General features: G+C 63.3%; 25 protein-coding genes and 1 pseudogene. 12 read left to right on the top strand and 14 right to left on the bottom strand.

Features of this window, described 5'->3' with window-relative positions; translation table 11 throughout:
- Positions 1–8: 8 nt before the first annotated feature.
- A complete protein-coding gene (typA, locus tag NLY43_RS20115; protein ID WP_023681424.1) occupies positions 9–1,838 on the bottom strand; it encodes a translational GTPase TypA in 1,830 nt (609 codons plus the stop codon).
- A 197-nt stretch (positions 1,839–2,035) separates the two neighbouring features.
- Here typA and NLY43_RS20110 point away from each other — a divergent pair, with 197 nt between their 5' ends.
- Entirely contained in the window at positions 2,036–2,314 is a 279-nt protein-coding gene (locus NLY43_RS20110) for a hypothetical protein (protein WP_023753187.1), read from the top strand.
- A 47-nt stretch (positions 2,315–2,361) separates the two neighbouring features.
- Here NLY43_RS20110 and NLY43_RS20105 read toward each other — a convergent pair whose 3' ends face one another.
- On the bottom strand, positions 2,362–3,936 hold the full coding sequence (locus tag NLY43_RS20105) for an alkaline phosphatase D family protein (RefSeq protein WP_023712047.1): 1,575 nt from the start codon (positions 3,934–3,936) through the stop codon (positions 2,362–2,364).
- Positions 3,937–4,197: 261 nt separating this feature from the next.
- On the bottom strand, positions 4,198–5,481 hold the full coding sequence (locus tag NLY43_RS20100) for an MFS transporter (RefSeq protein ID WP_031199478.1): 1,284 nt from the start codon (positions 5,479–5,481) through the stop codon (positions 4,198–4,200).
- A 73-nt stretch (positions 5,482–5,554) separates the two neighbouring features.
- Here NLY43_RS20100 and NLY43_RS20095 point away from each other — a divergent pair, with 73 nt between their 5' ends.
- From NLY43_RS20095 to NLY43_RS20085, 3 genes are all read left to right on the top strand, one after another.
- Complete coding sequence (locus NLY43_RS20095) at positions 5,555–6,172, top strand: TetR/AcrR family transcriptional regulator (RefSeq protein ID WP_023698744.1); 618 nt, start codon at positions 5,555–5,557, stop codon at positions 6,170–6,172.
- A gap of 255 nt (positions 6,173–6,427) precedes the next feature.
- The gene (locus tag NLY43_RS20090; RefSeq protein ID WP_023712049.1) at positions 6,428–7,024 is read left to right on the top strand and encodes a hypothetical protein; all 597 of its coding nucleotides are present in this window, start codon (positions 6,428–6,430) and stop codon (positions 7,022–7,024) included.
- A 201-nt stretch (positions 7,025–7,225) separates the two neighbouring features.
- The gene (locus tag NLY43_RS20085; protein WP_286458476.1) at positions 7,226–8,308 is read left to right on the top strand and encodes a transposase; all 1,083 of its coding nucleotides are present in this window, start codon (positions 7,226–7,228) and stop codon (positions 8,306–8,308) included.
- 276 nt (positions 8,309–8,584) lie between these two features.
- Here NLY43_RS20085 and ppa read toward each other — a convergent pair whose 3' ends face one another.
- The 7 genes and pseudogenes from ppa to NLY43_RS20050 form a co-directional block, all read right to left on the bottom strand.
- The gene (gene ppa / locus NLY43_RS20080; RefSeq protein WP_023668623.1) at positions 8,585–9,118 is read right to left on the bottom strand and encodes an inorganic diphosphatase; all 534 of its coding nucleotides are present in this window, start codon (positions 9,116–9,118) and stop codon (positions 8,585–8,587) included.
- 123 nt (positions 9,119–9,241) lie between these two features.
- A complete protein-coding gene (locus NLY43_RS20075) occupies positions 9,242–9,748 on the bottom strand; it encodes a GNAT family N-acetyltransferase (RefSeq protein ID WP_023668622.1) in 507 nt (168 codons plus the stop codon).
- A gap of 168 nt (positions 9,749–9,916) precedes the next feature.
- Positions 9,917–10,555, bottom strand: a complete 639-nt coding sequence (locus NLY43_RS20070; RefSeq protein ID WP_023710170.1) for a TPM domain-containing protein — start codon at positions 10,553–10,555, stop codon at positions 9,917–9,919.
- A 6-nt stretch (positions 10,556–10,561) separates the two neighbouring features.
- Positions 10,562–11,452, bottom strand: coding sequence for a TPM domain-containing protein (locus NLY43_RS20065; RefSeq protein ID WP_023710171.1), 891 nt, complete (start codon positions 11,450–11,452; stop codon positions 10,562–10,564).
- Between the two features lie 35 nt (positions 11,453–11,487).
- Positions 11,488–11,943 (bottom strand): annotated as a pseudogene (locus tag NLY43_RS20060) (TPM domain-containing protein); the annotation flags it as partial.
- Positions 11,944–11,992: 49 nt separating this feature from the next.
- Entirely contained in the window at positions 11,993–12,763 is a 771-nt protein-coding gene (locus NLY43_RS20055; RefSeq protein ID WP_198025521.1) for a TPM domain-containing protein, read from the bottom strand.
- A gap of 239 nt (positions 12,764–13,002) precedes the next feature.
- Positions 13,003–13,635, bottom strand: coding sequence for a LemA family protein (locus NLY43_RS20050; protein ID WP_023681434.1), 633 nt, complete (start codon positions 13,633–13,635; stop codon positions 13,003–13,005).
- Positions 13,636–13,798: 163 nt separating this feature from the next.
- Between NLY43_RS20050 and NLY43_RS20045 the strand changes: the two genes are divergently transcribed.
- The 6 genes from NLY43_RS20045 to NLY43_RS20020 all read left to right on the top strand — a co-directional run bounded on the left by NLY43_RS20045 (position 13,799) and on the right by NLY43_RS20020 (position 19,244).
- Positions 13,799–14,050: a hypothetical protein gene (locus tag NLY43_RS20045; RefSeq protein ID WP_023681435.1), complete on the top strand. Its 252-nt coding sequence runs from the start codon at positions 13,799–13,801 to the stop codon at positions 14,048–14,050.
- A gap of 133 nt (positions 14,051–14,183) precedes the next feature.
- The gene (gene pdxY, locus NLY43_RS20040) at positions 14,184–15,068 is read left to right on the top strand and encodes a pyridoxal kinase PdxY (RefSeq protein WP_023688841.1); all 885 of its coding nucleotides are present in this window, start codon (positions 14,184–14,186) and stop codon (positions 15,066–15,068) included.
- Positions 15,065–15,829, top strand: a complete 765-nt coding sequence (locus tag NLY43_RS20035; protein WP_023693218.1) for a DUF429 domain-containing protein — start codon at positions 15,065–15,067, stop codon at positions 15,827–15,829. The genes pdxY and NLY43_RS20035 overlap by 4 nt, the downstream gene beginning before the upstream one ends.
- A 147-nt stretch (positions 15,830–15,976) precedes the next feature.
- Positions 15,977–16,621 carry a carbonic anhydrase gene (locus tag NLY43_RS20030; protein WP_023668613.1) on the top strand — a complete coding sequence of 215 codons (645 nt, stop codon included), beginning with the start codon at positions 15,977–15,979 and terminating at the stop codon, positions 16,619–16,621.
- A 67-nt stretch (positions 16,622–16,688) separates the two neighbouring features.
- On the top strand, positions 16,689–17,102 hold the full coding sequence (locus NLY43_RS20025) for a hypothetical protein (protein ID WP_023688839.1): 414 nt from the start codon (positions 16,689–16,691) through the stop codon (positions 17,100–17,102).
- An 87-nt stretch (positions 17,103–17,189) separates the two neighbouring features.
- Positions 17,190–19,244: a M3 family metallopeptidase gene (locus tag NLY43_RS20020; RefSeq protein WP_023710173.1), complete on the top strand. Its 2,055-nt coding sequence runs from the start codon at positions 17,190–17,192 to the stop codon at positions 19,242–19,244.
- A 160-nt stretch (positions 19,245–19,404) separates the two neighbouring features.
- Here the strand turns inward: NLY43_RS20020 and NLY43_RS20015 are convergent, their stop codons facing one another.
- The 4 genes from NLY43_RS20015 to NLY43_RS20000 all read right to left on the bottom strand — a co-directional run bounded on the left by NLY43_RS20015 (position 19,405) and on the right by NLY43_RS20000 (position 24,253).
- Entirely contained in the window at positions 19,405–20,880 is a 1,476-nt protein-coding gene (locus NLY43_RS20015) for a M81 family metallopeptidase (RefSeq protein WP_023688837.1), read from the bottom strand.
- 25 nt (positions 20,881–20,905) lie between these two features.
- Entirely contained in the window at positions 20,906–21,730 is an 825-nt protein-coding gene (locus tag NLY43_RS20010) for a carbohydrate ABC transporter permease (protein ID WP_023668609.1), read from the bottom strand.
- Positions 21,727–22,596, bottom strand: a complete 870-nt coding sequence (locus NLY43_RS20005) for a carbohydrate ABC transporter permease (protein ID WP_023710174.1) — start codon at positions 22,594–22,596, stop codon at positions 21,727–21,729. Before NLY43_RS20005 ends, NLY43_RS20010 begins: the two co-directional genes overlap by 4 nt.
- Positions 22,597–23,020: 424 nt before the next feature.
- Positions 23,021–24,253 carry an ABC transporter substrate-binding protein gene (locus tag NLY43_RS20000; protein WP_023681442.1) on the bottom strand — a complete coding sequence of 411 codons (1,233 nt, stop codon included), beginning with the start codon at positions 24,251–24,253 and terminating at the stop codon, positions 23,021–23,023.
- Positions 24,254–24,430: 177 nt separating this feature from the next.
- Between NLY43_RS20000 and NLY43_RS19995 the strand changes: the two genes are divergently transcribed.
- Together NLY43_RS19995 and NLY43_RS19990 are read left to right on the top strand one after the other, a co-directional pair.
- Entirely contained in the window at positions 24,431–25,201 is a 771-nt protein-coding gene (locus tag NLY43_RS19995; protein ID WP_023710175.1) for an SDR family NAD(P)-dependent oxidoreductase, read from the top strand.
- A 2-nt stretch (positions 25,202–25,203) separates the two neighbouring features.
- A complete protein-coding gene (locus tag NLY43_RS19990; protein WP_023710176.1) occupies positions 25,204–26,271 on the top strand; it encodes an ABC transporter ATP-binding protein in 1,068 nt (355 codons plus the stop codon).
- Positions 26,272–26,283: the final 12 nt, after the last annotated feature.

Here is a 26,283-nt window from a genome sequence, read left to right as displayed (position 1 = left end):
TCAGACGATTACGCCGCGCCCACAACCTTGGCCGACTTCTCGAAGCGCTTGCGCTCGTTCGGGTCGAGATAGAGCTTGCGCAGGCGGATGGTCTTCGGCGTCACCTCGACCAGCTCGTCGTCCTGGATCCAGGCCAGCGCGCGCTCCAGCGTCATGCGGATCGGCGGCGTCAGCTTCACCGCCTCGTCCTTGCCGGCGGCGCGGATGTTGGTCAGCTTCTTGCCCTTCAGCACGTTCACTTCGAGGTCGTTGTCACGGCTATGGATGCCGATGATCATGCCCTGATAGACCTTGACGCCCGGGTCGATGACCATCGGGCCGCGGTCTTCGAGGTTCCACATGGCATAGGCCACTGCCTCGCCCTGTTCGTTGGAGATCAGCACGCCGTTGGTGCGGCCCGGCAGTTCGCCCTTGTAGGGCTGGTAGGCGTGGAACAGCCGGTTCATCACGGCGGTGCCGCGCGTGTCGGTCAACAGTTCCGACTGGTAGCCGATCAGTCCGCGCGTCGGCGCGTGGAAGACGATGCGCTGACGGTTGCCGCCCGAAGGCCGCAGCTCGACCATCTCGGCCTTGCGCTCCGACATCTTCTGCACGACGATGCCGGCGTGCTCCTCGTCGACGTCGATGACGACTTCCTCGACCGGCTCCAGCAATTCACCGTTCTCGCCCTTCTGCATGACGACGCGCGGACGCGACACGGCGATTTCAAAGCCTTCGCGGCGCATCGTCTCGATCAGCACGGCCAGCTGCAATTCGCCGCGGCCGGAAACGAAGAACGAATCCTTGTCGGGCGATTCCTCGATCTTGAGCGCGACATTGCCTTCGGCTTCGCGCAGCAGGCGGTCGCGGATGACGCGGCTGGTCACCTTGTCGCCTTCAGTGCCGGCGAGCGGCGAATCGTTGACCAGGAAAGACATGGTCACGGTTGGCGGATCGATCGGTTGCGCATGCAACGCCTCGGTCACCGCCAGGTCGCAGAACGTGTCGGCGACGGTGCCTTTGGACAGGCCGGCAATGGCGACGATGTCACCCGCCTGCGCCTCTTCGATCGGCTGGCGCTCGAGGCCACGGAACGCGAGGATCTTGGAGATGCGCCCGGTTTCGATCTGCGTGCCGTCATGGTGGAGCACCTTGACCGCCTGGTTGGACTTCAGCGTGCCGCTCTCGATACGGCCGGTAATGATGCGGCCGAGGAACGGATTGGCTTCCAGGATGGTGCCAATCATGCGGAACGGGCCGGGATGAACGGTCGGCTCCGGCACATGCTTGATGACGAGGTCGAACAGCGGCGCCAGGCCCTGGTCCTTCGGGCCTTCCGGATTTTCCGAGACCCAGCCATCGCGGCCAGAACCGTAGAGGATCGGGAAGTCGAGCTGCTCGTCGGTGGCGTCAAGCGCTGCAAACAGGTCGAACACCTCGTTGACCACTTCGACGTGGCGGGCGTCCGGACGGTCGATCTTGTTGATGACGACGATCGGCTTCAGGCCGACCTTGAGCGCCTTGCCGACGACGAACTTGGTCTGCGGCATCGGGCCTTCGGCCGCGTCGACCAGCACGATCGCCGAATCCACCATCGACAGGATGCGCTCGACCTCACCTCCGAAATCGGCGTGGCCGGGGGTGTCTACGATGTTGATGCGGGTGTCCTTCCAGTCGACCGAGGTCGCCTTGGCCAGGATGGTGATGCCGCGTTCCTTTTCGAGGTCGTTGGAATCCATGGCGCGCTCGGCGACGCGCTGATTGTCGCGGAAGGAACCGGATTGCCGCAGCAATTGGTCGACGAGGGTGGTTTTTCCATGGTCGACGTGCGCGATGATCGCGATATTACGAATTTTCATTTTGTGGTCTCGGGAGCGTTGCAGGCAGCAGGCCAAAAGGCGCCGCCTCTTTCGGTTGCGCGGCTCATACAGGGTTTTTCGCAATTGCGAAAGAGGAGGCGCACCACCAAATACTCATCAAATCTTAAGCATCTCGGTGTGAGATGGTTTTGTTAACCAAGGCGGGAACCTTTCTGGGCCCGGGTAGTTCGAAATTCATGACCGACAAACTCAACCGATTTTGGCCCCTCATCGCTTCGGTCGCATTCGCTGCCGTGCTGGCGGCCAATGCCGCTCAATCGGCCGCCACGGTGAAGGAAGCCAATCCGGCTTCGTCGTCCGACCGGACGGCCGAGCAGATGTTTGCCGACGCCCCTGATGGCGTCGACCCCGTGGTCACCGGCCCGGTCAGCGCCTCTTTCAAGCAGAGGCAGCAGGTTGCAGGCTGCGACAGCGCGGTGTGGCCGAAGATTCCGACGGTTTGCTACCCGGACTGACGGCTGCCCATTCCAGGCATAGCGATCCTTCGCACCGACCCAAAGGCTTACGCCGACCGCACCGGATCGAGCGTCACCTTGTAAAGCTCGATGTCGTCGCGATCCATCAGCCGCACGGTCAGCTGCTCTGTCGCCCCTGAAATGTCCACCAGGCCAAAGAACTGCAGGCCGGCCGAGGGTGGCAGGTTCTGGCCCTGTTCGGTGGTCGGCGCCTTGATGAATTTCAGCTCCGGGCCGAAGGTCATGTCGAAATCATTGGGACCGAAGGTACCGGCGTGGATCGGGCCCGAGACGAATTCCCAGAAAGGATTGAAATCCTGGAACCGCGCCTTGTCGGGGTTGTAATAGTGCGCCGCCGTGTAGTGGACATCGGCGGTCAACCAGACCGTGTTGGTGATGCCGGCAGTCTTGATGTAGCGCAACAGGTCGGCGATCTCGAGCTCGCGGCCTTTGGGCAGGCCATTGTCGCCATTGCTGATGGCTTCCGCGCCGACCTTCTTGGCGCCGTCGTCCCAGACGACGAGGCCGAGCGGCATGTCGGCGGCAATGATCTTCCAGGTCGCCCTGGAATTCGTCAGCTCGCGCTTCAGCCATTTCGTCTGCTGTTCGCCCAGCATGCGTGACTGCGGCGTCATGTCCTCCTGCATGTCGGGGCCGTTCGGGCCGCGATAGGAGCGCATGTCGAGGAAGAACACGTCGAGCAGCGGCCCATGCGCGATCTTGCGGTAGACGCGGCCGGGCTCGGACGGCTCGTAGCGGATCGTCGTCATCTCATGGAAGGCGCGCGCCGCACGCGCCGCGAGCACATGGACGGATTTTTCGGTGTAGCGGCTGTCGGCGCCGAGATTCTTCGAATCCGACCAGTTGTTCAGCACCTCGTGATCGTCCCACTGGTAGAAGGTCGGGCAGATGGCGCTCAAGGCCAGAACGTTTTTGTCCATCATGTTGTATTTCCACTGGTCGCGGTACTCATCCAGCGTCTCGGCCACCTTGCGCTTGCCGTCGATCAGGACGACGTTTTTCCACTTGCCGCCGCCAGGCAGGTCTACCTCGTCCTTCATGGCGCCATCGGCATAGATGGTGTCGCCGGAATGCAGGAAGAAATCCGGCGTGTGCCTGGCGATGGTGGCGTAGGTTTTCATGCCGGTCTCATCGATTCCCCAGCCCTGGCCGGCCGTGTCGCCCGACCAGGCGAATTTTATGTCGCGCTTCGAGGCGGGTGCTGTGCGGAAACGGCCGACGATCGGTTCGGAAACGGCGTTGATATCCGACAGGTCGCCGGCAGTCATCCGGTAGAAGATATCCTGGTCGGAGGCGAGCTCGGTAAGCAGGCGCTTGACCGTGAAGTCGCTGGCCGGCGAGGTATCGAGCGGCGCCAGCCGCGTCGCATTGGCGAAGTTTTCCGTCGACGACACTTCGAACATGACGCGCGAAGGCCGGTCGGTGCGCGTCCACACCATGCCGCTCGAGGCATCGACATCGCCGGACTGGACGCCATGGGTGAAGGCCGGGCGCTGGCTGGCGCGTGAATAATAGGGCAAAGCGAGCCCCGATGCGCCGAGCAGACCGGCGGCGCTGGCAGAGGTGACGAAAGCGCGGCGGGTCAACGAGATCTTGTTCATGGCTGTCTCCTGATGGCTTCGAACGGTGCCAGCAAGCTCCAGCTTCAATGTTTCAGCCACATCTCGGGAAGATGAAACTTTGATAACAATCGACAGGTGATCTCCGCCCTTGAGGGGGGAGATGTCGCCGAAGGCGACAGAAGGGGGTCGCCTCGCTTGGAGCGCCGACCTCCTATGCGCAAGAGGCTGAGTCCGGTCGCACGGACCCCCTCTGGCCGCTTCGCGGCCATCTCCCCTGAGGGGGGAGATTAGTACCGCGCCTTACGCCGCTTGCGGCTCCGGATCGAAAGCCGGCCTGCTCGTATTGATCAGCAGCGACAGACACGCAGCCACGATCGCCGTCAAGCCGGCGATCAGGAAGGCCAGTTCGTAATTGCCCTGCAATTCGCGCATGGTGCCGCCGAAGGCAGCGGCGGTGGCGGCCCCCACCTGATGGCCGGCGACGATCCAGCCGAACACGATCGGGCCGCTGCGGTCGCCGAAGGCCTCGTTGGCGAGCCTGAGCGTCGGCGGCACGGTGGCGATCCAGTCCAGACCGTACAGCACGGCGAAGATGATCAGGCTGGTCGCCGAGAAGCCGGAATAGGGCAGATAGATCAGCGCCAGGCCGCGAATGCCGTAGTAGACGCCGAGCAGCTTGCGCGGGTCGAAACGGTCGGTGAGCCAACCCGACAAAGTCGTGCCGATCAGGTCGAAAATGCCCATCAGCGACAACAGGCCCGCGGCCTGCACCTCGGGGATGCCCATGTCGCCGCAGAAGGAGATCAGATGCGTGCCGACCAGCCCGTTGGTGGTGAAGCCGCAGATGAAGAAGGTGGCGAACAGATACCAGAAGACGCGGGTGCCGGCGGCGCGGCGCAGCGTGTTGAGCGTATGCGCCAGGAAATTGCCTTGCGATGCCGGCGACACCGGCGGCACGTCATCGGCCCCGGCGCCATAGCGCACCATGCCGATCGAAGCGGGACGCTCCGGAACCAACAGCCAGACCAGCGGCAGAAGACAGGCGGTGGCGATCGAGACGGCGGTAGCGACGGGCTGCCAGCCGCCCGACTGGGCGAGCGATGCCAGCAGCGGCAGGAACACCAACAGGCCGGTGGCGCTGGAGGCAGACATCAGCCCCATCACCAAGCCGCGATTGGTCTTGAACCAGCGGTTGACGATGGTGGCGCCGAGCACGGTGGCGACCGCGCCGGAGCCGATGCCGGAAAACACGCCCCAGGTGAGGAACAGGTGCCAGGGCTCGGTCATCAGTAGGCTGAGCGCGGTCGAGCCCGACATGATCACAAGCGAGGCAAGCAGCGTGCGGCGCAAGCCGATACGCTCCATCAATGCGGCGGCAAACGGCCCGGTCAGGCCGTAAAGGAAGATGCCGATCGCAGCGGCAATCGAAACCGTATCGCGCCCCCAGCCGAAGCTTTTATCCAACGGCAGCATCATCACCGAGGGTGCGGAACGAAGCCCGGCCGCGATCAACAGGCAAAGGAAGATGACGCCAACCACGACGAAAGCGTAGCGCTGGCCAAAGGGACGGGATTGAGCTATCATGTTACTGACCGGTACGTTGCAGGGTGAGGTCATGTATACGTACCGATCGGTAACACGTCAATCGAGTCATACCATGCCAACGGACAAAAATATTGAACTGACCATCAAGGACGGTCATGCAGCCGCACCGCCCAAGGCCGCCAAGAAAATCCTCGACGTGGCCTACGACCTGTTCTACCGCCGCGGCATCCGGGCGATCGGCGTCGACGAGATCGTCAAGCGCGCCGGCGTCACCAAGCCCAGCCTCTACCGCAGCTTTCCCTCCAAGGACGAGCTCGCCGCTTCCTATCTCAGGCAATATGACCGTGAGTATTGGGAGCGTTTCGACGAAGCCGTGGCTGCCCATCCCGGCGACCCACGGGCACAGCTCAGGGCTTTCCTGACTCGCGTCGGCAAGCGCACGCAAAGGCCGGACTATCGCGGCTGCGGCATGACTAACGCGGCGGTGGAATATCCCGAACATGGCCATCCGGCGCGCGTCGTCAGCGAGGCCAACAAGCAGGAGTTGCGCCACCGCCTGCGCGCGATGGCCGCAGCGATGGGCGCTAAAGACCCTGACACGCTCGGCGACGGCCTGCTGCTGTTGATCGAAGGCGCCTATATCAGTGGCCAGCTCTTCGGCCTCGGAGGCCCGGCGGCAGCGGTCGCCCGCAACGCCGACCTGCTGATCGAGGCGAGCTTGAAGAAATAACATTTCGAACGTTGGCGCCGCCCCTCACCTGCCGGCATCCTTTCCCGGAAATGGGGCGAGGAACGCTCTCATCACGATTTCGCCAATTGCCAGCGTTGCAAGGTTGTCGCCAGCGGCGCAGCCGGCCACTTTCTCCCGTTCAGGGGGAGAATTGCCCGGCAGGGCGATTTGGGCGGCGCCAACGTTGAGATTGGCACGCTAGGCCGGCCGCAAATTTGGCGATAGGCTGGGGCCAACCTCAAGGGAAAAGTCCGCATGCGAACCCTGCTGCTTGTTCCATTCGCCCTCGCCGCCCTCTGCCAGGCAGCCCATGCCGATGGCATATCCAGCGTCTACACCGACCTCGACTCGCAAAAGGATTGCGTGACCTATGCGCAGGCCGAGGAAGGCGATGGCGACTGGGCCGAACTCGCCTGCTCCGGCTATCGCGGCTATCCCGTGCTGATCGCCTACGACGATGCGCGTGAATCGCTATTCTACGGGTTTCCGCCCGGCGGCGAGATGACCTCGGTCTGGGAGAGCTTTTCCGGCTTCAACTCGTCCGGCGCCAAGGTCGAATGGCGCATCGAGACCAAGGGCGACGTTGCCGTTCCCTTCGCGGTGATCCACCGCCGCTCGATCAGCAATCCCGAGGACGAGAACAAGCCGACCGAAGTGCTGCTCGTCGCCAAGGTCGCCCAGATGGAAGCCCGCGACGGCTGCACCATCGGCCTCGTGCTGGCCACCGGCAACCCGCAGGCCAATGACCAGGCGCGCAAGCTGGCCGACGAAAAGGCGAAGAGTTTCGCCTGTGGCAAGGACAAGCACACCGTCATCGGCAACGTGCCGGCGTTTGGTCGGGTGGATAACTAGTCACGTAGGTGCAAGGCACCCCCCTCTGCCCTGCCGGGCATCTCCCCCTCAAGGGGGGAGATTGGCAGCTTCGCTGGCGGCGCTTTTTCTTTCGGCGCTGAAAATTGACGAAAGCCGTTGCGACATCCGATCTCCCCCCTTGAGGGCATAGGCGCTAAGATAGGTATTGCCCTGCGGAATCGGGTGTGATTCTACACTGCGATGACACACGAATCGCTTGTTGATGACGGCTGGGCCGAGACGATTGAGCTTCTCGGCGGCGAAGATTTGCTCACGCAGAGCGCCCGCGAGACGAAGGCGTTCCTGCGCCCGCGCGGCGTCAGGTCGGCGAGCGACCTGTTGCGCCTGACACTGGCTTACTGCCTTGGCAAGGTTGGCATGCGGGGCGTCGTGGCCTGGGCGGCGGCGAGCGGGATTGCCGACATTTCGGACGTGGCGTTGCTTGGCCGGCTGCGCAATGCAGGACCATGGCTGCAGCAGTTGATTGGGCACCTTTTGAAGCGCGAGGATGCAGGTTTGGCCAAAGGCCGGCTGATCCGCATCCTCGATGCGACAGCGGTTGCCAAGGCCGGTGCGTATGAGAAGAAGAACAATGGTCTTTGGCGCATGCACTGCGCCTTCGAGCTTGAGCGCGAGCAGTTCGACTTCATCGAGATCACCGACCAGAGCGAGGCCGAGTTGATCGACCGCGTGCCGGTGGTGGCGGGCGAGATCCGCATCGGTGACCGCGCCTATCTGCAGGCCGAGCGGATCGCAAAGGTGATGGCGCAAGGCGGCGATGTTGTTGTGCGCGCGTCGTGGAAAAACGCGCGATGGCTCGACGCCAACGGCAGGGCGTTCGATCTCATCGGCTACCTGGAGAACTGCCGGGAGGAAGTCTGCGAAACGCCTGCCCGGCTGGCACTCAAGAAGGGCGAGCCTGTGAATATGCGCCTGATCGCCTTGCGCAAATCCGAGGCCGCGGCACAAGAAGCGCGGCGCAAAATCAACAAGGAAGCCAGGGCCAAGGGCAACAAGGTTCAACCGCAGACGCTGATTGCGGCCGGCTTCGTCCTGCTTGTGACCTCGCTTGACCGGGAGGAGTTTCCCGCCGATACGGTCCTCAAGCTCTACCGCATGCGCTGGCGCATCGAACTCGCCTTCAAGCGCCTGAAGAGCCTGATCGGGCTGCGCTCTCCTCCCGCCAAGGACCCAAGGATCGCAAAGCCTTGGATCCTTGCACACTTCCTCATCGCGCTTGTGACCGAACCCCTCTCGCAGGAGTTGGGTGTCTCTCCCCCTTGAGCGACGGGCGCCCGCTGCTGTGGCGCGCAACCCGCCAGATCGTCGCCTCTCTGATCGCGACCATCTTTACTCAACCTTCCTTGGCGGCCCTGCGCCAAAATCTCCATGCCTTGCGATATCGCTGGCGCGAACCACCACGAAAGCGCAAATTTCAGTCCATGCCAAAGCTATCTTAGCGCCTATGCCCTTGAGGGGGAGATGGCCGGCAGGCCAGAGGGGGGTGCCTCGCGCTGGCGTTTGCCGCTTACTTGAACGAGACGCAGGCCTCTCTCGGCGCTACTTTGCCGCCTTCGCCCGTGCGATCGCGTCGACGATCATCTTCTTGGCGTATTTGGAATCGTGCCAGCCTTCGATCTTGACCCATTTGCCGGGCTCGAGATCCTTGTAGTGCTCGAAGAAGTGCTGGACCTGGTCGCGGGTGATCTCGGGCAGCTGCGTGTATTCGGTGACGTTTTCGTAGCGCAGCGTCAGCTTCGGCGACGGCACGGCAATGACCTTCTCGTCCTGGCCGGCATTGTCTTCCATCACCAGCACGCCGATCGGCCGCACATTGATGACGCAGCCCGGCACCAGCGCGCGGGTGTTGCAGACCAGAACGTCAATCGGGTCGCCGTCGCCCGAGAGCGTGTGCGGCACGAAACCGTAATTGCCGGGGTAGCGCATCGAGGTGTGCAGGAAACGGTCGACGAACAGCGTGCCGGCCTCCTTGTCCATCTCGTACTTGATCGGCTCGCCGCCGATCGGCACCTCGATGATGACGTTGATGTCCTCGGGCGGGTTCTTTCCGATGGCAATGGCTTCGATTCGCATGGCTTAAATCCCTCTCTCGATGTCCAAGATCGATAGCGGGCGGCGCGGCATGGTGCAATGCGGCGATTGGTGCGAAGCGCTAACGGAAGCGCACGGTTTATGATGATTTGTAACCGAAGCCGGTCATTCCCAGACGAAGGCGACCTTCTTGAGCGCCCTCTGCTCGAAAATCTCGACGCCTTCGGCGACGTCACGGCCACCCGCGCCGGCATAGAAGGAAAGTGCGTTCTGGTTGTCTTCCAGCGCCCACACCACCATTCCCTTCAGCCCGTGGTCGGCAAGCCGCGCCCGCGCCGCCTTGAACAGCCGGCTGCCGAGCCCGATGCCCTGATATTCCGGACGCAGGTAAAGTTCGTAGATTTCGCCCTGTTGCTTCAGCTCGCGGGCGCGGTTCTTGCCGATCGTGGCATAGCCGGCGATGGTGCCGCCGATCTCGACCACCAGAACGGTGGCGGCGCGGCGGATGGCGTTGGCCCACCAGTCGGCGCCGCGGCGGTTGATCATCGAGGTCAGCGAGCGATGCGGGATGATGCCGGAATAGGCGCCCTCCCAAGCCTGCTGGTGCACGTCCGCAATGGCGCCAGCGTCGCGCGGTTCGGCTTTCCTGATGTCGATGCTCAGCGTATTCATGATTTGTTAACCATAAACCCGCATCGGCCATTTGCAAGAGTCGAGGTCAGCCCGCCGACCGCTTTCTCACAGCCGATCGCGATACTGCTGACAATGGGCAAAGCCTGCCTGGAAAACGCACCCGGCCGGCGCGGTCAGGCGTCCGTCCGGGTAGCGCGTGCTGGCTTTTCAGATCTCGACGAGATGATCGTCCAGTTCATTGGCATCGCCCGACGTCACCGGGAAATGCTCGGCCAGCACCGCGCCGACCTGCCCGATCGCCTTGACGAAGCCGTCGGCGAGCCGGTCGTCGCCGGCATGCTGCAGGAGATCGCGCACCACGCCGTCCCAGACATGCTGGCCGACCTTGCTGTCGATGCCGGAATCGGCGACCACTTCGGCATAACGCTCGGCGATCGACACGAAGACCAGCACGCCGGTGCGCGCCGTGGTGCGGTGGACATTGCGGGCGAGGAACTGCCTGAGCGCATTGTGATGTGCCGCCTGATAACGCTGCCGGCGCGGCACCAGATGGATGCGCAAGCCAGGCTGCGCCCACAAAAGCACCAACACCGAGGCCAGTGCCAGCAGTTGGACAATGACGAAATGCGGCAGCCGGATCGACAGCCACCAGGTTTCTAGCCCATAGGCGACGGCGAGGCTGGCAATCAGCATGCCTGATGTCGCCATGAAGGCGGCGGGAAAGAAATAGCCGTCGCTGGCATGCGCAACGACGCAGTAGATCTCGCCGTCGGTTTTGGCCTCGGCCGCGCGGATCGCGGTGGCGATGCGCTCATGGTCCTGTGGGCTGATCGGTCGTGTTGCCATCTTCTCTCACCAGCTCCCTGAAGACCCGCCACCGCCGGACGAACCGCCGCCGCCTGAAAACCCGCCGCCGCTGCTTGAGCCCGAAGACCAGCTGCTGCCCGAACTTCCCGATGACCATCCGCTGCCCGACGACGAACTTGTTGTCCAGCTGCTGGAGCCCGACGACGATCCGCTCGGCCCCTGGCCGTAGCGAAAGGTCATGCCCAGCCATTTGTACACGCCCGGCGACAGCTTGGTGCCGAAGATCGGCGGCAGGAAGGCCATCGCCAGGCCGCCGAAGAACATCGCCGCCCACAGGATCAGGAAGACCGCGGCTATAGGATCGATGGGCGCGCTGTGGTCGGCCGGGTTGCGCTTGCCGCGCGCCTCCAGCTCTTCCGGATTGCCTTCCAGCACCATGACCATGTCGTCGACGGCCTTGGAAATGCCGCCGGAGAAATCACCGGCGCGGAACGCCGGCACCATGTCGTTTTCGATGATCAGCTTGGTGTGCAGGTCGGTAAGCGTGCCTTCCAGCCCGTAGCCGACCTCGATGCGCATCTTGTGGTCGTTCTTGGCCACCAGCAGAAGCACGCCGTTGTTTTCGCCGGCCTGACCGAGTTTCCAGAAGCGGAACAGCCGGTTGGCGTAAGGCTCGATCTCCTCGCCGTCGAGGCTGTTGATCGTGGCGACGACGATCTGGTCGGAGCCTTTGGTCTCGAAATCCGCGAGCTTCTGCGTCAGTGCCACCTTGGTCGCGGCGTCGATAATGCCGGCATTGTCGACCACCCGCCCGGTGAGTGCCGGCAGGTCTGCCGCCAAGGCTACAAACAGCATGGTGAGCATCGTCAACAGGGCGATGCCGATCGTCGCGGCTGCGCGGCCAGGTCTTGGCGGATTGAAGACGCGTACTGTCATGCCGTCACCAGTTCCCCTCAACCACCATGACTGTCCTCAATCACCATGATCATGTCGTCGACCGCTTTGGAAATACCGCCGGAGAAATCCCCGGCGCGGAAGGCCGGCACCATGCCTTCAATGATCCGTGTGGCGTGCTGGTTGGTGAGCGTGGCTTCCAGCCCGTAGCCGACCTCGATGCGCATCTTGCGGTCGTTCACGGCCACCAGCAGAAGCACGCCATTGTTCTTGGCCTTCTGGCCGAGCTTCCAGGCGTTGAACAGCCGGGTGGCGTAAGGCTCGATCTCCTCGCCGTCGAGGCTGGGAACCGTCGCGACGACGATCTGGTCGGAGCCTTTGGTCTCGAAATCGGCCAGTCTTTGGGTGAGCGCCGCCTCGGTCGCGGCATCGATGATGTCGGCATTGTCTACCACGCGTCCCGCGAGGGCGGGCAGCTCCGCTGCCAGCGCCGCGACGCTGACGAGCAAGACCAGCAAGGCAGCGCCGGTCATCGTGGCGAAGCGGCCATGCCAGGGATTGGCGATGCGTGTTGTCATCTCGTCACCAGCTTCCCGAGGAGCCGCCGCCGCCGGACGAACCGCCGCCGCCGGAAAAGCCGCCACCACCGCTTGAACCCGACGACCAGCCGCCCCCGCCCGAAGACCAGCCGCCGCTGGACGACCGCCGGCCCGGCTCGAATGTCATGCCGAGCCAGCGATAGCGGCCGGGACCGAGCTTTTTGCCAAAGATCGGCGGCAGGATGGAGGCGGCCATGCTGCCGAAGAACATGATTGCCCAGATGCTGATGAAGACGCCGAAGAACAGATTGTCGGTATTGATGGGCGGCTTCTGGTTGCGCTCGCCGCGCGCCTCCAATTCCTCCGGATTGCCTTCCAGCACCATCACCATGTCGTCGACGGCCTTCGAAATGCCCCGGGAGAAATCGCCGGCGCGGAACGCCGGCACCATGTCGTTTTCGATGATCAGCTTGGTGTGCAAATCGGTCAGCGTGCCTTCCAGCCCATAGCCGACCTCGATGCGCATCTTGCGGTCGTTCGGCGCCACCAGCAGCAGCACGCCGTTGTTTTCCTTGGCCTGGCCGAGCTTCCAGAAGCGGAACAGCCGGTTGGCGTAAGGCTCAATCTCCTCGCCGTCGAGGCTGGGGATGGTTGCGACGACGATCTGGTCGGAGCCTCTGGTCTCGAAGTCGGCGAGTTTCTGGGTGAGCGCGGCTTTGGTGCCTGCATCGATGATCCCGGCATTGTCGACGACGCGGCCGGTCAGCGCGGGGAGGTCGGCGGCGAAGGCGGTGAGGGGCAGGAAGACGGCCAGAAAGGCGAGAAGAACACCAAGGTTGGCGTTCCTTCGCGTCCCCCTCTGTCCTGCCGGACATCTCCCCCTCGAGGGGGGAGATTGGCAATCTCGCTGCCGACGCTCAGCCGGCAACGCTGATATTTGGCGCAAGGACAGAAGACAGCTGATCTCCCCCCTTGAGGGGGAGATGTCCGGCAGGACAGAGGGGGGTGTGAAGGAACGCAAGGCTGGCAAAGGCCAAGCTCACCCAGACGTCATCACCCGCCCTGCTTCGTGCCGAAATCGACCTTCGGCGGCTGCATCTTGTCTTCTTCGACGGTGAAGTTGGCGAAGGGCTCGTTGCTGCGGAACCAGAAGGTTGCCCATAGCACCGACGGAAAGGTCCTCAGCGTCAGATTGTAATCCTTGACCGCCAGGATGTAGTCGCGCCGCGCCACGGCGATACGGTTCTCGGTGCCTTCGAGTTGCGCCTGCAGCGCCAGGAAATTCTGGTTGGCCTTGAGGTCGGGATAGGCCTCCGACACCGCGATCAGCCGCGACAGCGCGCTGGTCAGCCCTGATTGCGCATCCTGGAACTTCTTGAGCGCTTCGGGGTCCTTCAGCGTTTCCGGCGTCACCGTGATCTGCGTCGCCTTGGCGCGCGCTTCGACCACCGCATCGAGCGTGTCCTTTTCATGCGAGGCATAGCCCTTCACCGTCTCGACCAGATTGGGAATGAGGTCGGACCGACGCTGATACTGGTTCAGCACCTCGCTCCATGCCGCCTTGGCGTTTTCCTCCGCCGTCGGGATGGTGTTGAAGCCGCAGCCGGCGAGCAGAGGCAGCACGACGGCCATCATCAGCACGGCCGGCAGACTGCGGAAAGGGAAGGCAAGGCGCTGGGCAAACATGGTGAGGTCCCTCGACAGAAGTTGCATGCGAAGCATTAGCACAATCCGCGCTCAAGAAAATGTCTGCCGCTGGCGCGCATTCCTGGCGCGCATTCATGCGCCGGCGAGGCCCTGTGATTGATCGCGCGAACACGATATGGTTGCCGGCAAACAGGACAGGATCATGGCGGAACGCCGCGACGATGACAGCGAATCGCGCCGCATTATTGAGCGCGTGGCGAACGAGGGCGGCCTTGGCGGCGCATCGCTGGTGTCACGGGCAGCGAAAGGCGCCCGCGATCATGTTACCGCAGCCGAGGCCGACCGATCCGATCCGATCGAGGTCTGGGGCACCCGCATCGGTCGCGCACTTGGGCTCATCGTCGCCCTCGGCCTTTTGATCTGGCTCGTGTACTACGTCTCCCGGGGCAGCTAGAGCATGATCCTGAAAAGTGGGAACCGGTTTTCTCGGACAAACGGGAACCGTTTTGTCCGGAGATCATCCTCCAACCAAAGAGATAGATCAGGATGACGATTCAACGAAAAATTATCCGTATCTAGGATTTTCCATGAACCGCGAAAAAGCCGACGCGCCGCGCGCGGTCATCGTCATTTCCAGCCATGTCGCCCGCGGCTCGGTCGGTAACCGCGCCGCCGTGTTTGCGCTGGAGACGCTGGGCTTTCCCGTGTGGGCGGTACCGACGGTCATCTTGCCCTGGCATCCGGGCCATGGCCGCGCCACGCGCATCGTGCCGCCGCTCGACCAGTTCAAGGCGCTGATGGCCGATCTCGAGCGCGCGCCCTGGCTGGGTGAGGTCGGCGCGGTGCTGTCGGGCTATCTTGGCGAGGCCGGCCAGGCCGAGGCCGTCGCCTCGCTGGTTGCGGCGGTCAAGGCCAAGACGCCGGACGCGATTTATATATGCGATCCGGTGATGGGCGATTCCGGCGGGCTCTATGTGCCCGAGCCGACGGCCGCCGCGATGCGCGACCGGCTGATGCCGATCGCCGACATCGCCACCCCCAACCGCTATGAGCTGGAGTGGATGGCCGGCGCGCCTTTGCCCGATCTGAAATCGGTGATCTCGGCCGCCCTCCATGCCGGACCGTCAACAATGCTGGTGACGTCGGCACAGTCGATGATGACCGGCGGCACCGGCAATCTGCTGCTTGACGGCACCCAGGCGCTGCTGGCCGAACACCGCCTCATCGACAAGCCGCCGAATGGCCTCGGTGACCTGACTGCGGCCGTCTACCTCGCCCGCATCCTGTCGGGGCAGCCGCCGATCAAGGCGCTGCAATCGACCACCGCCGCCGTCTACGAAATCCTGGCGCGAACCGCCAAGCGTGGCGGCGACGAGTTGCAGCTTGAAACCGATGCCCAGAGCCTGTCGCATCCGATGGCGATGGTGCAACTGCGCCACCTCACGCATCCGGGGCGGGACCGCCGGGCGTGACCTCGACCGTGGTCGTCGGCGTCGACGGCTGCAAGGCCGGCTGGATCGCCGTCCGCCGCGATCTGGATGCCGCGCCGTCAGTCCGCGTCTTTCCCAGCTTTGCGACCCTGCTCGACGCCTTGCCCGCCGATGCGACAGTGGTCGTCGACATGCCGATCGGCCTGCCGGACGTCTCGAAAAGAGGCGGGCGCGGGCCGGAGACCTTGGTACGGCCAATGCTCGGAGCACGGCAATCCAGCGTCTTCTCTATCCCGTCCCGCCCGGCCCTCTACGCCGACACCAGCGGCTTCACCACGGTCGAGGCCTGGTATGAGGCACATCGGCGCGCCAGCGAGGTGGCCAAGGCGACCTCCGATCCGCCACGCGGCGTCTCGATCCAGGCCTTCGGCATCTTTGCCAAGATACGCGAGATCGACGCGCTGCTGATCGCACGTCCGCAACTGCGCCGCCGCGTCTTCGAATCGCATCCCGAAGTGGCCTTCTGCCGGCTGAACGGCGAAAAACCGATGACGCTGCCGAAGAAGATCAAGGGCGCCGTCAATCCGGCCGGGATGGAAGAACGCAAGGCACTGCTCTGCCGGCACGGCTATACCAGAGCTTTCCTTGACCAGCCGCCGCAACGCGGTGCTGCCGCCGACGATTTCCTCGACGCCGCAGCGATGATGCTGATTGCCGGACGCATTGCCGGCGGGGAGGCAACGCCGTTTCCCGACCCGCCGCTTGCCGACCGTTTCGGCATTCCCCTGGCGATCTGGGCGTGAGGCAAGCGGCGCCATGCGTGCGGCATGGCGATTTGCGACGAAGCCATCCGCAATTCGGCATTGCCCGCGACGGGCATTTGCCGTTAGAGCCTTTCTAACTTGAAATGAGCTGCCGTCGCTAACCCCGAAAGGCTTCATCCCTAGCCCATGCCCCATCTCCCCGAACATCTTTGGACCGGCTACCGCAACTTCATGAATGGCCGCTATCTCACCGAGAGCGGACGCTATCGCGAGCTTGCCCGCGAGGGGCAGGCGCCCGAAACCATGATCGTTGCCTGCTGCGATTCCCGCTCTGCCCCCGAGGCGATCTTCGACGCCGGTCCGGGCGAACTGTTCGTCCTGCGCAATGTCGGCAATCTGGTGCCGCCCTATGCGCCGGACGGCGAGTTCCACTCGACCTCGGCCGCGCTCGAATTCGCCGTGCAGAGCCTGAAGGTGAAAAACATCGTGGTGATGGGCCATGGCCGCTGCGGCGGCATCCGCGCCGCGCTCGACACCAATTCGGCGCCGCTGTCGCCCGGCGACTTCATCGGCAAATGGATGAGCCTGATCGCGCCGGCGGCCGAAACCGTTTCGTCCAGCACGTTCATGACGACAACCGAACGGCAGACGGCGCTGGAGCGGATTTCCATCCGCTATTCGATCGCCAATCTCAGGACCTTCCCTTGCGTCTCCATCCTCGAAGGCAAGGGGCGGCTGTCGCTGCATGGCGCCTGGTTCGACATCTCGACCGGCGAGCTCTGGGTGATGAACAAGGACACCGGCGACTTCGAGCGGCCGGATTTGACGTAGACCCATGATCCCGAAAAGTGGGAACCGGTTTTCGGATAAGGGCATGGTCAAATAAGAGGAGGCAAGAATGCGGGTTTGGCCTGCGATCGCTTTCGCCGTAGCGGCGCTGCTGATTTCGCTCGTCCCTGCCCGCTCCGATGACGGCGCCATTATCGACCGCTGGTATTCGGCGCTGCTGGTCGCCGATCGCACCGAATTGTCGGACCTGCTCGCCGACGATGTCCGCATCAAGCTCGACGATCTCGGCGTCGTACAGTCGAAGCAGGAGTTCATCGCGTCGATCGACGAATGGAAGGGCGCGGTCGCCGGCGCCGCAATCCGGCATCGCGTCGAAAAGAGCGAGGCCGGCGTCACAACTGTCATCGCCTGCTATGATTTCCCCAACAATGACATGCTGATGCAGGAGACGTTCGCCGTCACCGGCAACCGCATCACCGCCAGTTCGCAAGCGGCGATCGCGGAAAATTGCGACGGCTTCTGACGCGGCTTGAACGGCCGCGCTGTTGCGCCGCGCCAGTCATCGCCCTACATCGGTCAGCAAGCTCCGCCAATCATCGAAAGATCCCCCATGCCGTCCACGAAAACCGTCGATCTCGCCGCCCATCCGCTGACCAAATGGCAAGGGCCGCTCGGCCTGCCGGATTTTGCCAGCATCGGCGACGACGATTTCTCCTCGGTGTTCGACGCGGCGCTGAAGGCACATGAGGCCGAAATCGATGCGATCGCCGGCAACAAGGATGCGCCGACCATCGAGAATACGCTGGCAGCCCTCGAACTCGCCGGTGAGCCGCTCGACCATGTCTCGTCGATCTTCTGGTGCCGGGCCGGCGCCCACACCAACGATGCGATCCAGGCGCTGGAGCGTGAGATCTCGCCGAAGATGTCGCGGCATTTCTCGGCGATCTCGATGAACGAGAAACTGTTTGCCCGCATCGACGACCTCTACCAGCGCCGGGAGACGCTAAAACTCGACGCCGAGACGCTGCGGGTGCTGGAGAAGACCTGGAAAGGCTTTGTGCGATCGGGCGCAAAACTCGACGCCGACGGCAAGAAGCGGCTGGCCAACATCAGCGAGGAGCTGTCCTCGCTCGGCACGACCTTCGGCCAGAACGTGCTGGCCGACGAGCGCGACTGGGCGCTGTTCCTCGACGAGGCTGATCTTGCGGGCCTGCCGGACTTCGTGAAGAGTTCGATGGCCGAAGCCGCCGAGACGCGCGGCCAGAAAGGCCGCTACGCAGTCACCTTGTCGCGCTCTATCTATGAGCCGTTCACGACCTTCTCCGAACGCCGCGACCTGCGCGAGAGCGCCTTCCGCGCTTTCACCATGCGCGGCCAGAATGGCGGCGCCAGCGACAACACCGCAGTGGTGCGCGACATGCTGAAACTGCGCGCCGAAAAGGCCAGGCTGCTAGGCTATGCCTCGTTCGCCGCGCTGAAACTCGACGACACCATGGCCAAGACGCCGAAGGCGGTGCACGACCTCCTCGACCCGGTCTGGGAGAAAGCGCTGGAGAAGGCCGCCGCCGACCAGAAGGAGCTGGAGCGGCTGGCGACCAAGGCAGGCAGCAACGAAAAATTCGCCGCCTGGGACTGGCGCTTCTACCAGGAGAAATTGCGCGCCGAAAAATTCGCCTTCGACGAGGCGGAACTGAAACCCTATCTGCAACTCGACCGCATCATCGACGCCTGCTTCGACGTCGCCACAAAACTGTTCGGCATCACTTTCGAGGAGAAGAAGGGCATCGCCGCCTGGCATCCCGACGCGCGCGTCTTCGTGGTGAAGAACGCCGATGGCAGCGAGCGCGGCCTGTTCCTCGCCGACTATTTCGCCCGATCCTCGAAGCGTTCTGGCGCCTGGATGAGCGCGCTGAAGTCTGGCTACAAGCTTGGGGATGGCTCAAAGCCGGTGATCTACAACGTCATGAACTTCGCCAAGCCGCCGGCGGGGGAAGCGGCGTTGCTGTCGGTCGATGAGGCCAAGACCCTGTTCCACGAATTCGGCCATGCTTTGCACGGCATGCTGACCGACGTCACCTGGCCGTCGGTGGCGGGCACCTCGGTTTCCCGCGATTTCGTCGAACTGCCTTCGCAGCTCTACGAGCACTGGCTGACGGTGCCCGCAGTGCTGGAAAAGCATGCGCTGCATGTTAAGACCGGCAAGCCGATGCCGAAGTCGCTGCTCGACAAGATGCTGGCCGCCCGCACGTTCGGCGCCGGTTTCGCCACGGTCGAGTTCACAGCGTCGGCGCTGATCGACATGGCGTATCACGCGCGGCCGGATGCGCCGGCGGAACCGCTGCGTTTCGAAGCCGAAACGCTGGAAAAGCTTGATATGCCCGACACCATCGCCATGCGTCATCGCACCCCGCATTTCGGCCATATCTTCTCAGGCGACGGTTATTCAGCCGGCTACTATTCCTACATGTGGTCGGAAGTGCTCGACGCCGACGCCTTCGCCGCCTTCGAGGAGACCGGCGATCCCTTCAACCCGGCGCTGGCGGAGCGGCTTCGGAAGAATATCTATGCCGCCGGCGGGTCGAAGGATCCGGAGGAACTGTACACGGCGTTCCGCGGCAAGATGCCTTCGCCGGAAGCGATGATGGTGAAGCGGGGATTGCTATAGCGCCGCCTTATCTCCCCCCTCGAGGGGGAGATGGCCGCAAAGCGGCCAGAGGGGGTCGGTCCGACTGGGCTCGACCTCCTGCGGCAGATGAAGGTCGGCGCTTCACGCGCGAGGACCCCCTCTGTCGCCTTTGGCGACATCTCCCCCTCAAGTGGGGAGATCACCAGCGCCAAGGATCCGCCACCCGTGGCCACACCGGCCGCGTCAGCTTCCTGTAATCCGTCACCGCCGGATTGCTCGGATACGAGCTCGGCGCCGAGACATAGATGATCTCCGCCGCGATCGGTTCAAAGCCGGCGTAGAAATGGTTGGTTGACTTGATCAGCAATATGTCCTTCGACAACGGATCGACACCGATGTTGGAGAAGACATCCGGCTCGAAGGTCTGCGTGCGGTTGGTGTTGAGGATGATGTCGATTTCGGTGCCTTCGAGCCGCACCAGCGCCGTCGGTCCGAGCGTCACCCGGCTCGGCCCGAAGCTCTGCCAGCCCTCGGGGACGGCTTTCAACACCTTGACGCGCGCATCGATCGGTTCGCCGGCCAGCGGCCCGGCCTTGCCGCCGAAGCGCAGGTCGATGACGGCGCCTTCGCCTGCCGCCTGGCAAAAGGTGACAGCGATCGGGTCCCAGATCGTCGCCACGCCAAAATTGTCCACGCCCTGTTCCAGCATGGCGCGCAGCACGACCGTACCGTCGCCGGCGACGCCACCGCCGGGATTGTCCCAGATGTCGGCAATCACAACCGGCTTGCCGGGATTTTCCTTGCGCACGGCCAGTGCCCGCGCGATGCCGTCCTCGGTGTTCAGCATCGTCATCGCCGTCCTTTCGCGGATGGCGTAAAGCTCGTGCCCTAGCCTCTCCGCCAGCGCATCGCCCTTGGCCTTGTCATTGTCAGTGACGACCAGGATGCGCGTGCCCATTTCCGGCACGTCCGCGGCCATGAAGCCATGGATGACCGAGACCGACAGCACGCCGTCCTTGCCGTGCAGCGCCTTGATGCGGTCGACGAAGGAGCGCATCGGCTCGCGGCTGGTCGGCAGCACCTGGATCATGCGGCAGTCGAACGTCGAGATCACCGGCTTGATCTCGTCGCGCGCCGCCGCCAATCCAAGCTCGACGACATGTTCGCCGCGCTCATAGAAGTCGGTGTGCGGGAATTCGAGGAAATAGGCCATGACATTGCATGCCGCGACGCGCTTTGGGGTCAGATGACTGTGCGGGTCGAGCTCGACCGCGATCACCACGTCGGGCCCGACGATTGCGCGAACCCGTTCCAGCAGATCGCCTTCGCAATCGTCATAGCCTTGCGCCACCATGGCGCCGTGCAGGCCGAGGATGACGGCGTCGACCGGCAAGGCTGCCTTCAACTGGCCGAGAATCTCGTCGCGCAACGACTCATAGGTCTGCCGCTGCACCAGCCCGCCCGGCTCCGCCCAGGTGGCGGTGCCTTCGATGACGGTCAGCCCTTCGGCAGCCGCACGCCGGCGCAGCGCGACCATCGGCGAGGAGCACAAGGTCGGCGTGTCTGGATGCTTGCCCGGCCCGGCATAGAACGCCATCTCGAACGACGCCCGGTCGGTCGGCACCGGCGAGAAGGTGTTGGTTTCGGTCGCCAGCGAGGCGGTGAAGATGCGCATGAAAGCTCCGTTGTGAATGGCGCCGTTATTTGACCGCCCCGAGCGCCAGCCCGCGGACGAGATAGCGCTGCAGCCAGATGAACAGGATTGCCACCGGCAGCGTCGCCAGCAGCGTCGCCGCCATTACATGGTGCCATTCGATCGTGTAGCGGCCGGCGACCAGCGAGAACACCTGGATAGGCAGCGTGTAACTTTCCTGGCTGCGCAGCATTGTGAGCGCAACGACGAACTCATTCCATGCGTTGATGAAGGTGAAGATGGCGGTCACCGCTATTGCCGGCAGGCAAAGCGGCAGAAACACTTTTCGCAAGGTCAGCCATCGGCCGGCGCCTTCCATCCACGCTGCTTCCTCGAGATCGCGCGGGATGGTGTCGAAATAGCTTTGCAGCATCCACACGGTGAAGGCGACGTTGAAAGCCATGTAGATGACGCCGAGCGCGGTCGTGGATTCGATCAGACCCCAGGCCGCCATCAGCCGGAACAGGCCGAGCACCAGCACGATCGGCGAGATCATCTGCGAGATCAGCAGGAACTGGCGGAAGGCGCCATAGCCGGCAAAGCGAAACCGCGACATGGCATAGGCGGCCGGCACCGAGATCAGGATGGCGCCGACGGTGGCGATAACAGAGACATAGAGCGAATTGGCCAGCGCCTGGCCAAAGCCGGTCGCCACCCACATGTCGGCAAAATTCGACCAGTGGAATTCGCTTGGCCACCAGGTCGGCGACAGCACCTCCTGCCGCGGTTTGACCGCGGTCAAAAACATTACCGCGAAGGGGAAGATGGTCACCACGAGCAGCGGCGAAAGCAGCAGCCATGCGATGATCGTACGCTTCAGCTTGGGCGTCATGTGCGCTGCTCCCGCATGGCAAGCCGCACATAGATCATGGTGAAGATCAAAAGGATGGCGAACATCAGCAGCGACACCGCCGATGCTTCGCCCAGCTTGCCGATGCGAAAGGCCAGCTTGTAGAGATGGGTGACCAATATGTCGGTCGAGTTGGCCGGCCCGCCCTGCGTCATCACCCAGATGATCGGGAAGGAATTGAAGACGTAGATGGTGTTGAGGACGATGGCGATGTTGATGAACGGCTTCAGCAGCGGAAAGGTGATCTCGCGGAACTGCTGCAGCGGCGTCGCCCCCTCCAGGGCCGCCGCCTCGTAGAGGTCGTCGGGGATCGACGACAGGCCGCCGAGGAAGATGGTCGTGGTGAACGGTACCGTCACCAATATGCCGATCAGCACCTGCATCGGGAATGCCGTCTCGGCGCGCGCCAGCCACTGGATGTTCTCATGGATCAGGCCGAGCCCGATCAGCGCCGAGTTCAGCATGCCGCTTTCACCGTTGAGCGCCCAGCGCCAGACCACCGCCGTCATCGTCAGCGACACCGCCCAGGGCAGCATGATGATGACGCGGGCAATGCCGCGGCCGTAGAAATCGGTGTTGAGGATCATCGCCACCGGCACCGACAACAGCAGCGCGCCGCCGACCACCAGCAACGTCCACAGGCCGGTGCGCCAGAGTGCCGCCAGGAAATCGGGATCGGCGAGGAAGGCGGAATAATTGGCGAAATCGTTGAAGTCGCGCAGCTGCCCAAAACGGCTAACATCATGCGTCGATATCTGGATCAGGTCCCAGACCGGCCAGAAGATGACGACCGCGGCCAGAAACAGGCTGGGCAAGGTCAATAAATAGGGCAGGTAACGATTTTGCATCGGCCGGATTCGTACCGTGTTGGACATAAGTGGCGCTGGCGCGCCAGCTCGGATCAATCTCGCATATCGGTCTAATGCAGCGCTTCAGGGTTTGAATCTCCTGCGGACGTTTGCGCTGCCCCTCACCTGCCTGCCCATCCTCCGCAACGGTTGCGGAAGGGAGCCCTTCCTCTCCCCGTCGATCGGGGGGAGAGGTGTCGAGCGAAGCTCGACGGAGTGGGGGTCGACGGAGTGGATGTCGACCCTTGGGGCGCAAGGCGAGGTGATGTTTGCCCCTATTGCCCTTCCTATGTCCATCGGCGGTTGCCAAGTGGTTCCCCCACTCCGTCTCGGCTTCGCCGAGCCACCTCTCCCCCCTCCGGAGGGAGAGGAAAGTGTGGCGCGCCCCGATCTCTGGGGCGCGCCGGGCGCAGGGAGATACGCCCTATTTCTTGATCACGGCGTTGGCCTTGGCAGCCGCTTCCTTCAAGCCTGCCTCGGGGTCGCCGCCGAGATAGATCTTCTGCATGGCATCCGAGGTGATCTGGGCGACTTCTTCCCAGCCGGGGATGACCGGTGCAAAGCGAGCGTCGGGCAGCAGTGCTGTGAACGCGGCGAGGTCGGCATTGTTGACGTAATAGTCCATCTTGGCCTCTTCCTTGTTCACCGGCAGGAAGCCTTCCCCTTGCGTGAACTTGGCGCGCTGTTCGGTGGTGAACAGGAAGTCGAGCAGCTTCCAGGCCTCATCCTTGTTCTTGGAATTCTTGAACATGATGATGGAATCGGTGACGCCGTACGTGCCGCGCGCGCCGGTCGGTCCGGCGGGGATAGCGGCCACGCCGTATTTCAGGTTCGGCGCCTCGTCCTTGATCTGGTTGGACAGGAAGGGCGCGGTGATCATCATGCCGACCTTGCCCTGCTTGAACAGGTTCTGGACGTCCTCGCGGTTGTTGGAGGTGACGCCGGGTTCCGTCAGGCCTTCGTCGATCATCGACTTGTAGAGCTTGGCGGCTTCGAGCGCGCCCGGCGTGCCGAGGCCCGACGTGCCATCCTTGTTGAGGATCTCGGTGCCTTGCGACCACATCGCATAATAGTAATAGACGTCGGTCTCGATCTCCTTGCCCTGCAGGCCGAAGCCGAACGTGCCGGTGCCCAGCGCCTTGATCTTGCGCGCATCCTCCTGCAACTCGGTCCAGGTTGCCGGCGGGTTGGCGATTCCGGCCTTCTCGAACAATTCCTTGTTGTAGTACATGGCGCGCGCCGAGGCCGCGATCGGCAGGCCGTAGGTCTTGCCCTCCATGATCGACGGCGACAGGAAGGTGTCGATGAAGCGGTCCTTGAAGTCTGGCTTGATGTAGCCGTCGAGCGGCTCGGCGACATCCTGCTGGACGAAATCGATCAGCCAGCGGGTGCCGATGATCGACAGGTCGGCATTGGTGCCGGCCGTGATGTCGGTGGTCAGCTTCTGCAGCAGCACGTCCCACGGCACAACTTCGAACTTGACGGTGATACCCGGGTTGGCTGCCTCGAATTCCTTTTTCACCGCTTCGAAATACGGGCCGGTCTTGGCGCTGTATTCGGCGACGGTTACGCGCACCTCGCCGGCATCTGCCTGCGCGGCCAGGGCGAGCAGGCTCATTCCGGCCATCAGGCCGACAGTCCATTTTGCAAGCTTCATTCGATCTCTCCCTTTTGATTGCGTCTGCACTCTTGCGGCTTTGGGGCGGCCAAGGCTCTATGTGACTTTCCTACATTATCCATGATTTCCCGCTGTGCAAGCGGATTATCCTGTTGCTTAATTACATTTCTTAAAATAGCGTTTCCGACTATCGTAGATCCCAGGGAGGCGCGCAGGGTGGTTTCAACGGCCGAATTCGCGGGCAAGACCGTGCTGGTGACCGGCGCCGGCGGCGGGCTCGGCTCGGCTATTGTGGCGCTGCTGGCCGAACGAGGCGCGCGGGTCGTCGGCTGCGACCAGTCGCAAGATGCGTTGCGCAGCCCACACCTGGCGTCGCGTTACGCCTTCGACCTCCTCGACCGGGCTTCCATCGAGGCGGCGATACCAGCGATCCTTGAGAAAGATGGCGTTCCCGACATGCTGATCAACAATGCCGGCTGGACGCGCGCAGAGACGCTTGCCGCATTGACACCCGATAAGATTGAGCACGAACTCGACCTCAATCTGACCGGGGTGATGCTGTTCGCCGATCCGCTGATCAAGGCGATGGCCGCGCGCGGTTCGGGCAGCGTCGTCTTCATCTCTTCCGTCAACGCCATCGCCCACTTCGGCAACCCGGCCTATGCCGCAGCCAAGGCCGGCATCAATGCCTATGCCAAAGCGATCGCTGTGGAACTCGGCCGCAACGGGCTGCGCGCCAATGTCGTCTGCCCCGGCTCGATCCGCACCGCCGCATGGGACCATCGGCTGGCCAAGAACCCGGATGTCCTCGGCAAGCTCAAGCGGCTCTATCCGCTCGGCCGCATCGTCGACGCCACGGAAGTGGCCGAAGCGGTGGCCTTCCTTGTTTCGGATCGCGCATCGGGGATAACCGGCGCGGTGGTGCCGGTCGACGCCGGACTGACCGCCGGCTTCCTGCCCTTCATCGACGACATATTGGGAGCCTGACCATGACCGATGTCGAGTTCCGCGACCTGTCGAAATCTTTCGGACGCCATAAGATCCTCGAAAACATCAGCCTCGACATCAAGAGCGGCGAGTTCGTCGTGCTGGTCGGCCCTTCCGGCTGCGGCAAGTCGACCTTGCTGCGCATGCTGGCCGGGCTGGAGCCGATCACCTCAGGCGACCTCTTGATCGGCGGCGTGCGCGCCAACGATTTGCCGCCGCAACAGCGTAACATCGCGATGGTCTTCCAGTCCTATGCTCTGTTTCCGCACCTGAAAGCGGCCGACAATATCGGCTTTGGTCCCAAGATTCGCGGCGAGAGTCGCACGGCAATCGACGACAAGGTGAAAAAGGCCTCCGGCGTCCTCAACCTGTTCTCCTATCTCGACCGCTATCCCCGGGAGTTGTCGGGCGGCCAGCGCCAGCGCGTCGCCATGGGCCGCGCCATCGTGCGCGAACCCTCGGTGTTCCTGTTCGACGAGCCGCTCAGCAATCTCGACGCGCAATTGCGCGTGCAGATGCGCACCGAGATCAAGGCGCTGCACCAGCGGCTGAAATCGACCATCGTCTACGTCACCCACGACCAGATCGAGGCCATGACCATGGCCGACCGCATCGTGGTGATGGACCGCGGCAAGATCCAGCAGGTCGGCGCACCGCTGGAACTCTACGACCGTCCCGCCAACAAATTCGTCGCCTCCTTCATCGGCTCGCCGTCGATGAGTTTTGTCTCCGGCGCCCTGAAGACGACGCCCGAGAAAAGCTGGTTCGAATCGGCCGGGGGCGGACGTCTGGCACTTGCCGGCAAGACGGTGCCGGCTGGCAGCACGGTCGAGGCCGGCATACGGCCCGAACACTTCGTCATCGGCGAGGCTGTCGACGCGATGGCGATCAAGGTCGATGTCGTCGAGCCGACCGGCTCGGAAACCCATGTCTATGGCGCCATCGGCGCTGACACGGTGCGCGCCGTATTCCGCGACCGGGTTCAGGTCAAGCCCGGCGAAATGCTGCCGGTCTCCGTCGCGCCGGGCAACATTCATCTGTTCGACACGGCAACAGGCCTGCCGCTATGAAGGCAGCGCTAT

Source organism: Mesorhizobium sp. C416B (assembly GCF_030323165.1).
Lineage (GTDB): Bacteria > Pseudomonadota > Alphaproteobacteria > Rhizobiales > Rhizobiaceae > Mesorhizobium.
This window is presented reverse-complemented; position numbering and strand designations above follow the sequence as displayed.

Bases quoted from the DNA above. Each gene is read 5' to 3' on its own strand.
- NLY43_RS20050 (WP_023681434.1), bottom strand. From the start codon at position 13,635: ATGTTTGCCCAGCGCCTTGCCTTCCCTTTCCGCAGTCTGCCGGCCGTG.
- ppa (WP_023668623.1), bottom strand. From the start codon at position 9,118: ATGCGAATCGAAGCCATTGCCATCGGAAAGAACCCGCCCGAGGACATC.
- NLY43_RS20015 (WP_023688837.1), bottom strand. From the start codon at position 20,880: ATGCGCATCTTCACCGCCTCGCTGGCGACCGAAACCAACACCTTCTCG.
- NLY43_RS20095 (WP_023698744.1), top strand. From the start codon at position 5,555: ATGCCAACGGACAAAAATATTGAACTGACCATCAAGGACGGTCATGCA.
- NLY43_RS20100 (WP_031199478.1), bottom strand. From the start codon at position 5,481: ATGATAGCTCAATCCCGTCCCTTTGGCCAGCGCTACGCTTTCGTCGTG.
- NLY43_RS19990 (WP_023710176.1), top strand. From the start codon at position 25,204: ATGACCGATGTCGAGTTCCGCGACCTGTCGAAATCTTTCGGACGCCAT.
- NLY43_RS20025 (WP_023688839.1), top strand. From the start codon at position 16,689: ATGCGGGTTTGGCCTGCGATCGCTTTCGCCGTAGCGGCGCTGCTGATT.
- NLY43_RS20110 (WP_023753187.1), top strand. From the start codon at position 2,036: ATGACCGACAAACTCAACCGATTTTGGCCCCTCATCGCTTCGGTCGCA.
- typA (WP_023681424.1), bottom strand. From the start codon at position 1,838: ATGAAAATTCGTAATATCGCGATCATCGCGCACGTCGACCATGGAAAA.
- NLY43_RS20030 (WP_023668613.1), top strand. From the start codon at position 15,977: ATGCCCCATCTCCCCGAACATCTTTGGACCGGCTACCGCAACTTCATG.
- NLY43_RS20005 (WP_023710174.1), bottom strand. From the start codon at position 22,596: ATGCAAAATCGTTACCTGCCCTATTTATTGACCTTGCCCAGCCTGTTT.
- NLY43_RS20070 (WP_023710170.1), bottom strand. From the start codon at position 10,555: ATGGCAACACGACCGATCAGCCCACAGGACCATGAGCGCATCGCCACC.
- NLY43_RS20000 (WP_023681442.1), bottom strand. From the start codon at position 24,253: ATGAAGCTTGCAAAATGGACTGTCGGCCTGATGGCCGGAATGAGCCTG.
- NLY43_RS20105 (WP_023712047.1), bottom strand. From the start codon at position 3,936: ATGAACAAGATCTCGTTGACCCGCCGCGCTTTCGTCACCTCTGCCAGC.
- NLY43_RS20075 (WP_023668622.1), bottom strand. From the start codon at position 9,748: ATGAATACGCTGAGCATCGACATCAGGAAAGCCGAACCGCGCGACGCT.
- pdxY (WP_023688841.1), top strand. From the start codon at position 14,184: ATGAACCGCGAAAAAGCCGACGCGCCGCGCGCGGTCATCGTCATTTCC.
- NLY43_RS20090 (WP_023712049.1), top strand. From the start codon at position 6,428: ATGCGAACCCTGCTGCTTGTTCCATTCGCCCTCGCCGCCCTCTGCCAG.
- NLY43_RS20065 (WP_023710171.1), bottom strand. From the start codon at position 11,452: ATGACAGTACGCGTCTTCAATCCGCCAAGACCTGGCCGCGCAGCCGCG.
- NLY43_RS20010 (WP_023668609.1), bottom strand. From the start codon at position 21,730: ATGACGCCCAAGCTGAAGCGTACGATCATCGCATGGCTGCTGCTTTCG.
- NLY43_RS20045 (WP_023681435.1), top strand. From the start codon at position 13,799: ATGGCGGAACGCCGCGACGATGACAGCGAATCGCGCCGCATTATTGAG.
- NLY43_RS20085 (WP_286458476.1), top strand. From the start codon at position 7,226: ATGACACACGAATCGCTTGTTGATGACGGCTGGGCCGAGACGATTGAG.
- NLY43_RS20020 (WP_023710173.1), top strand. From the start codon at position 17,190: ATGCCGTCCACGAAAACCGTCGATCTCGCCGCCCATCCGCTGACCAAA.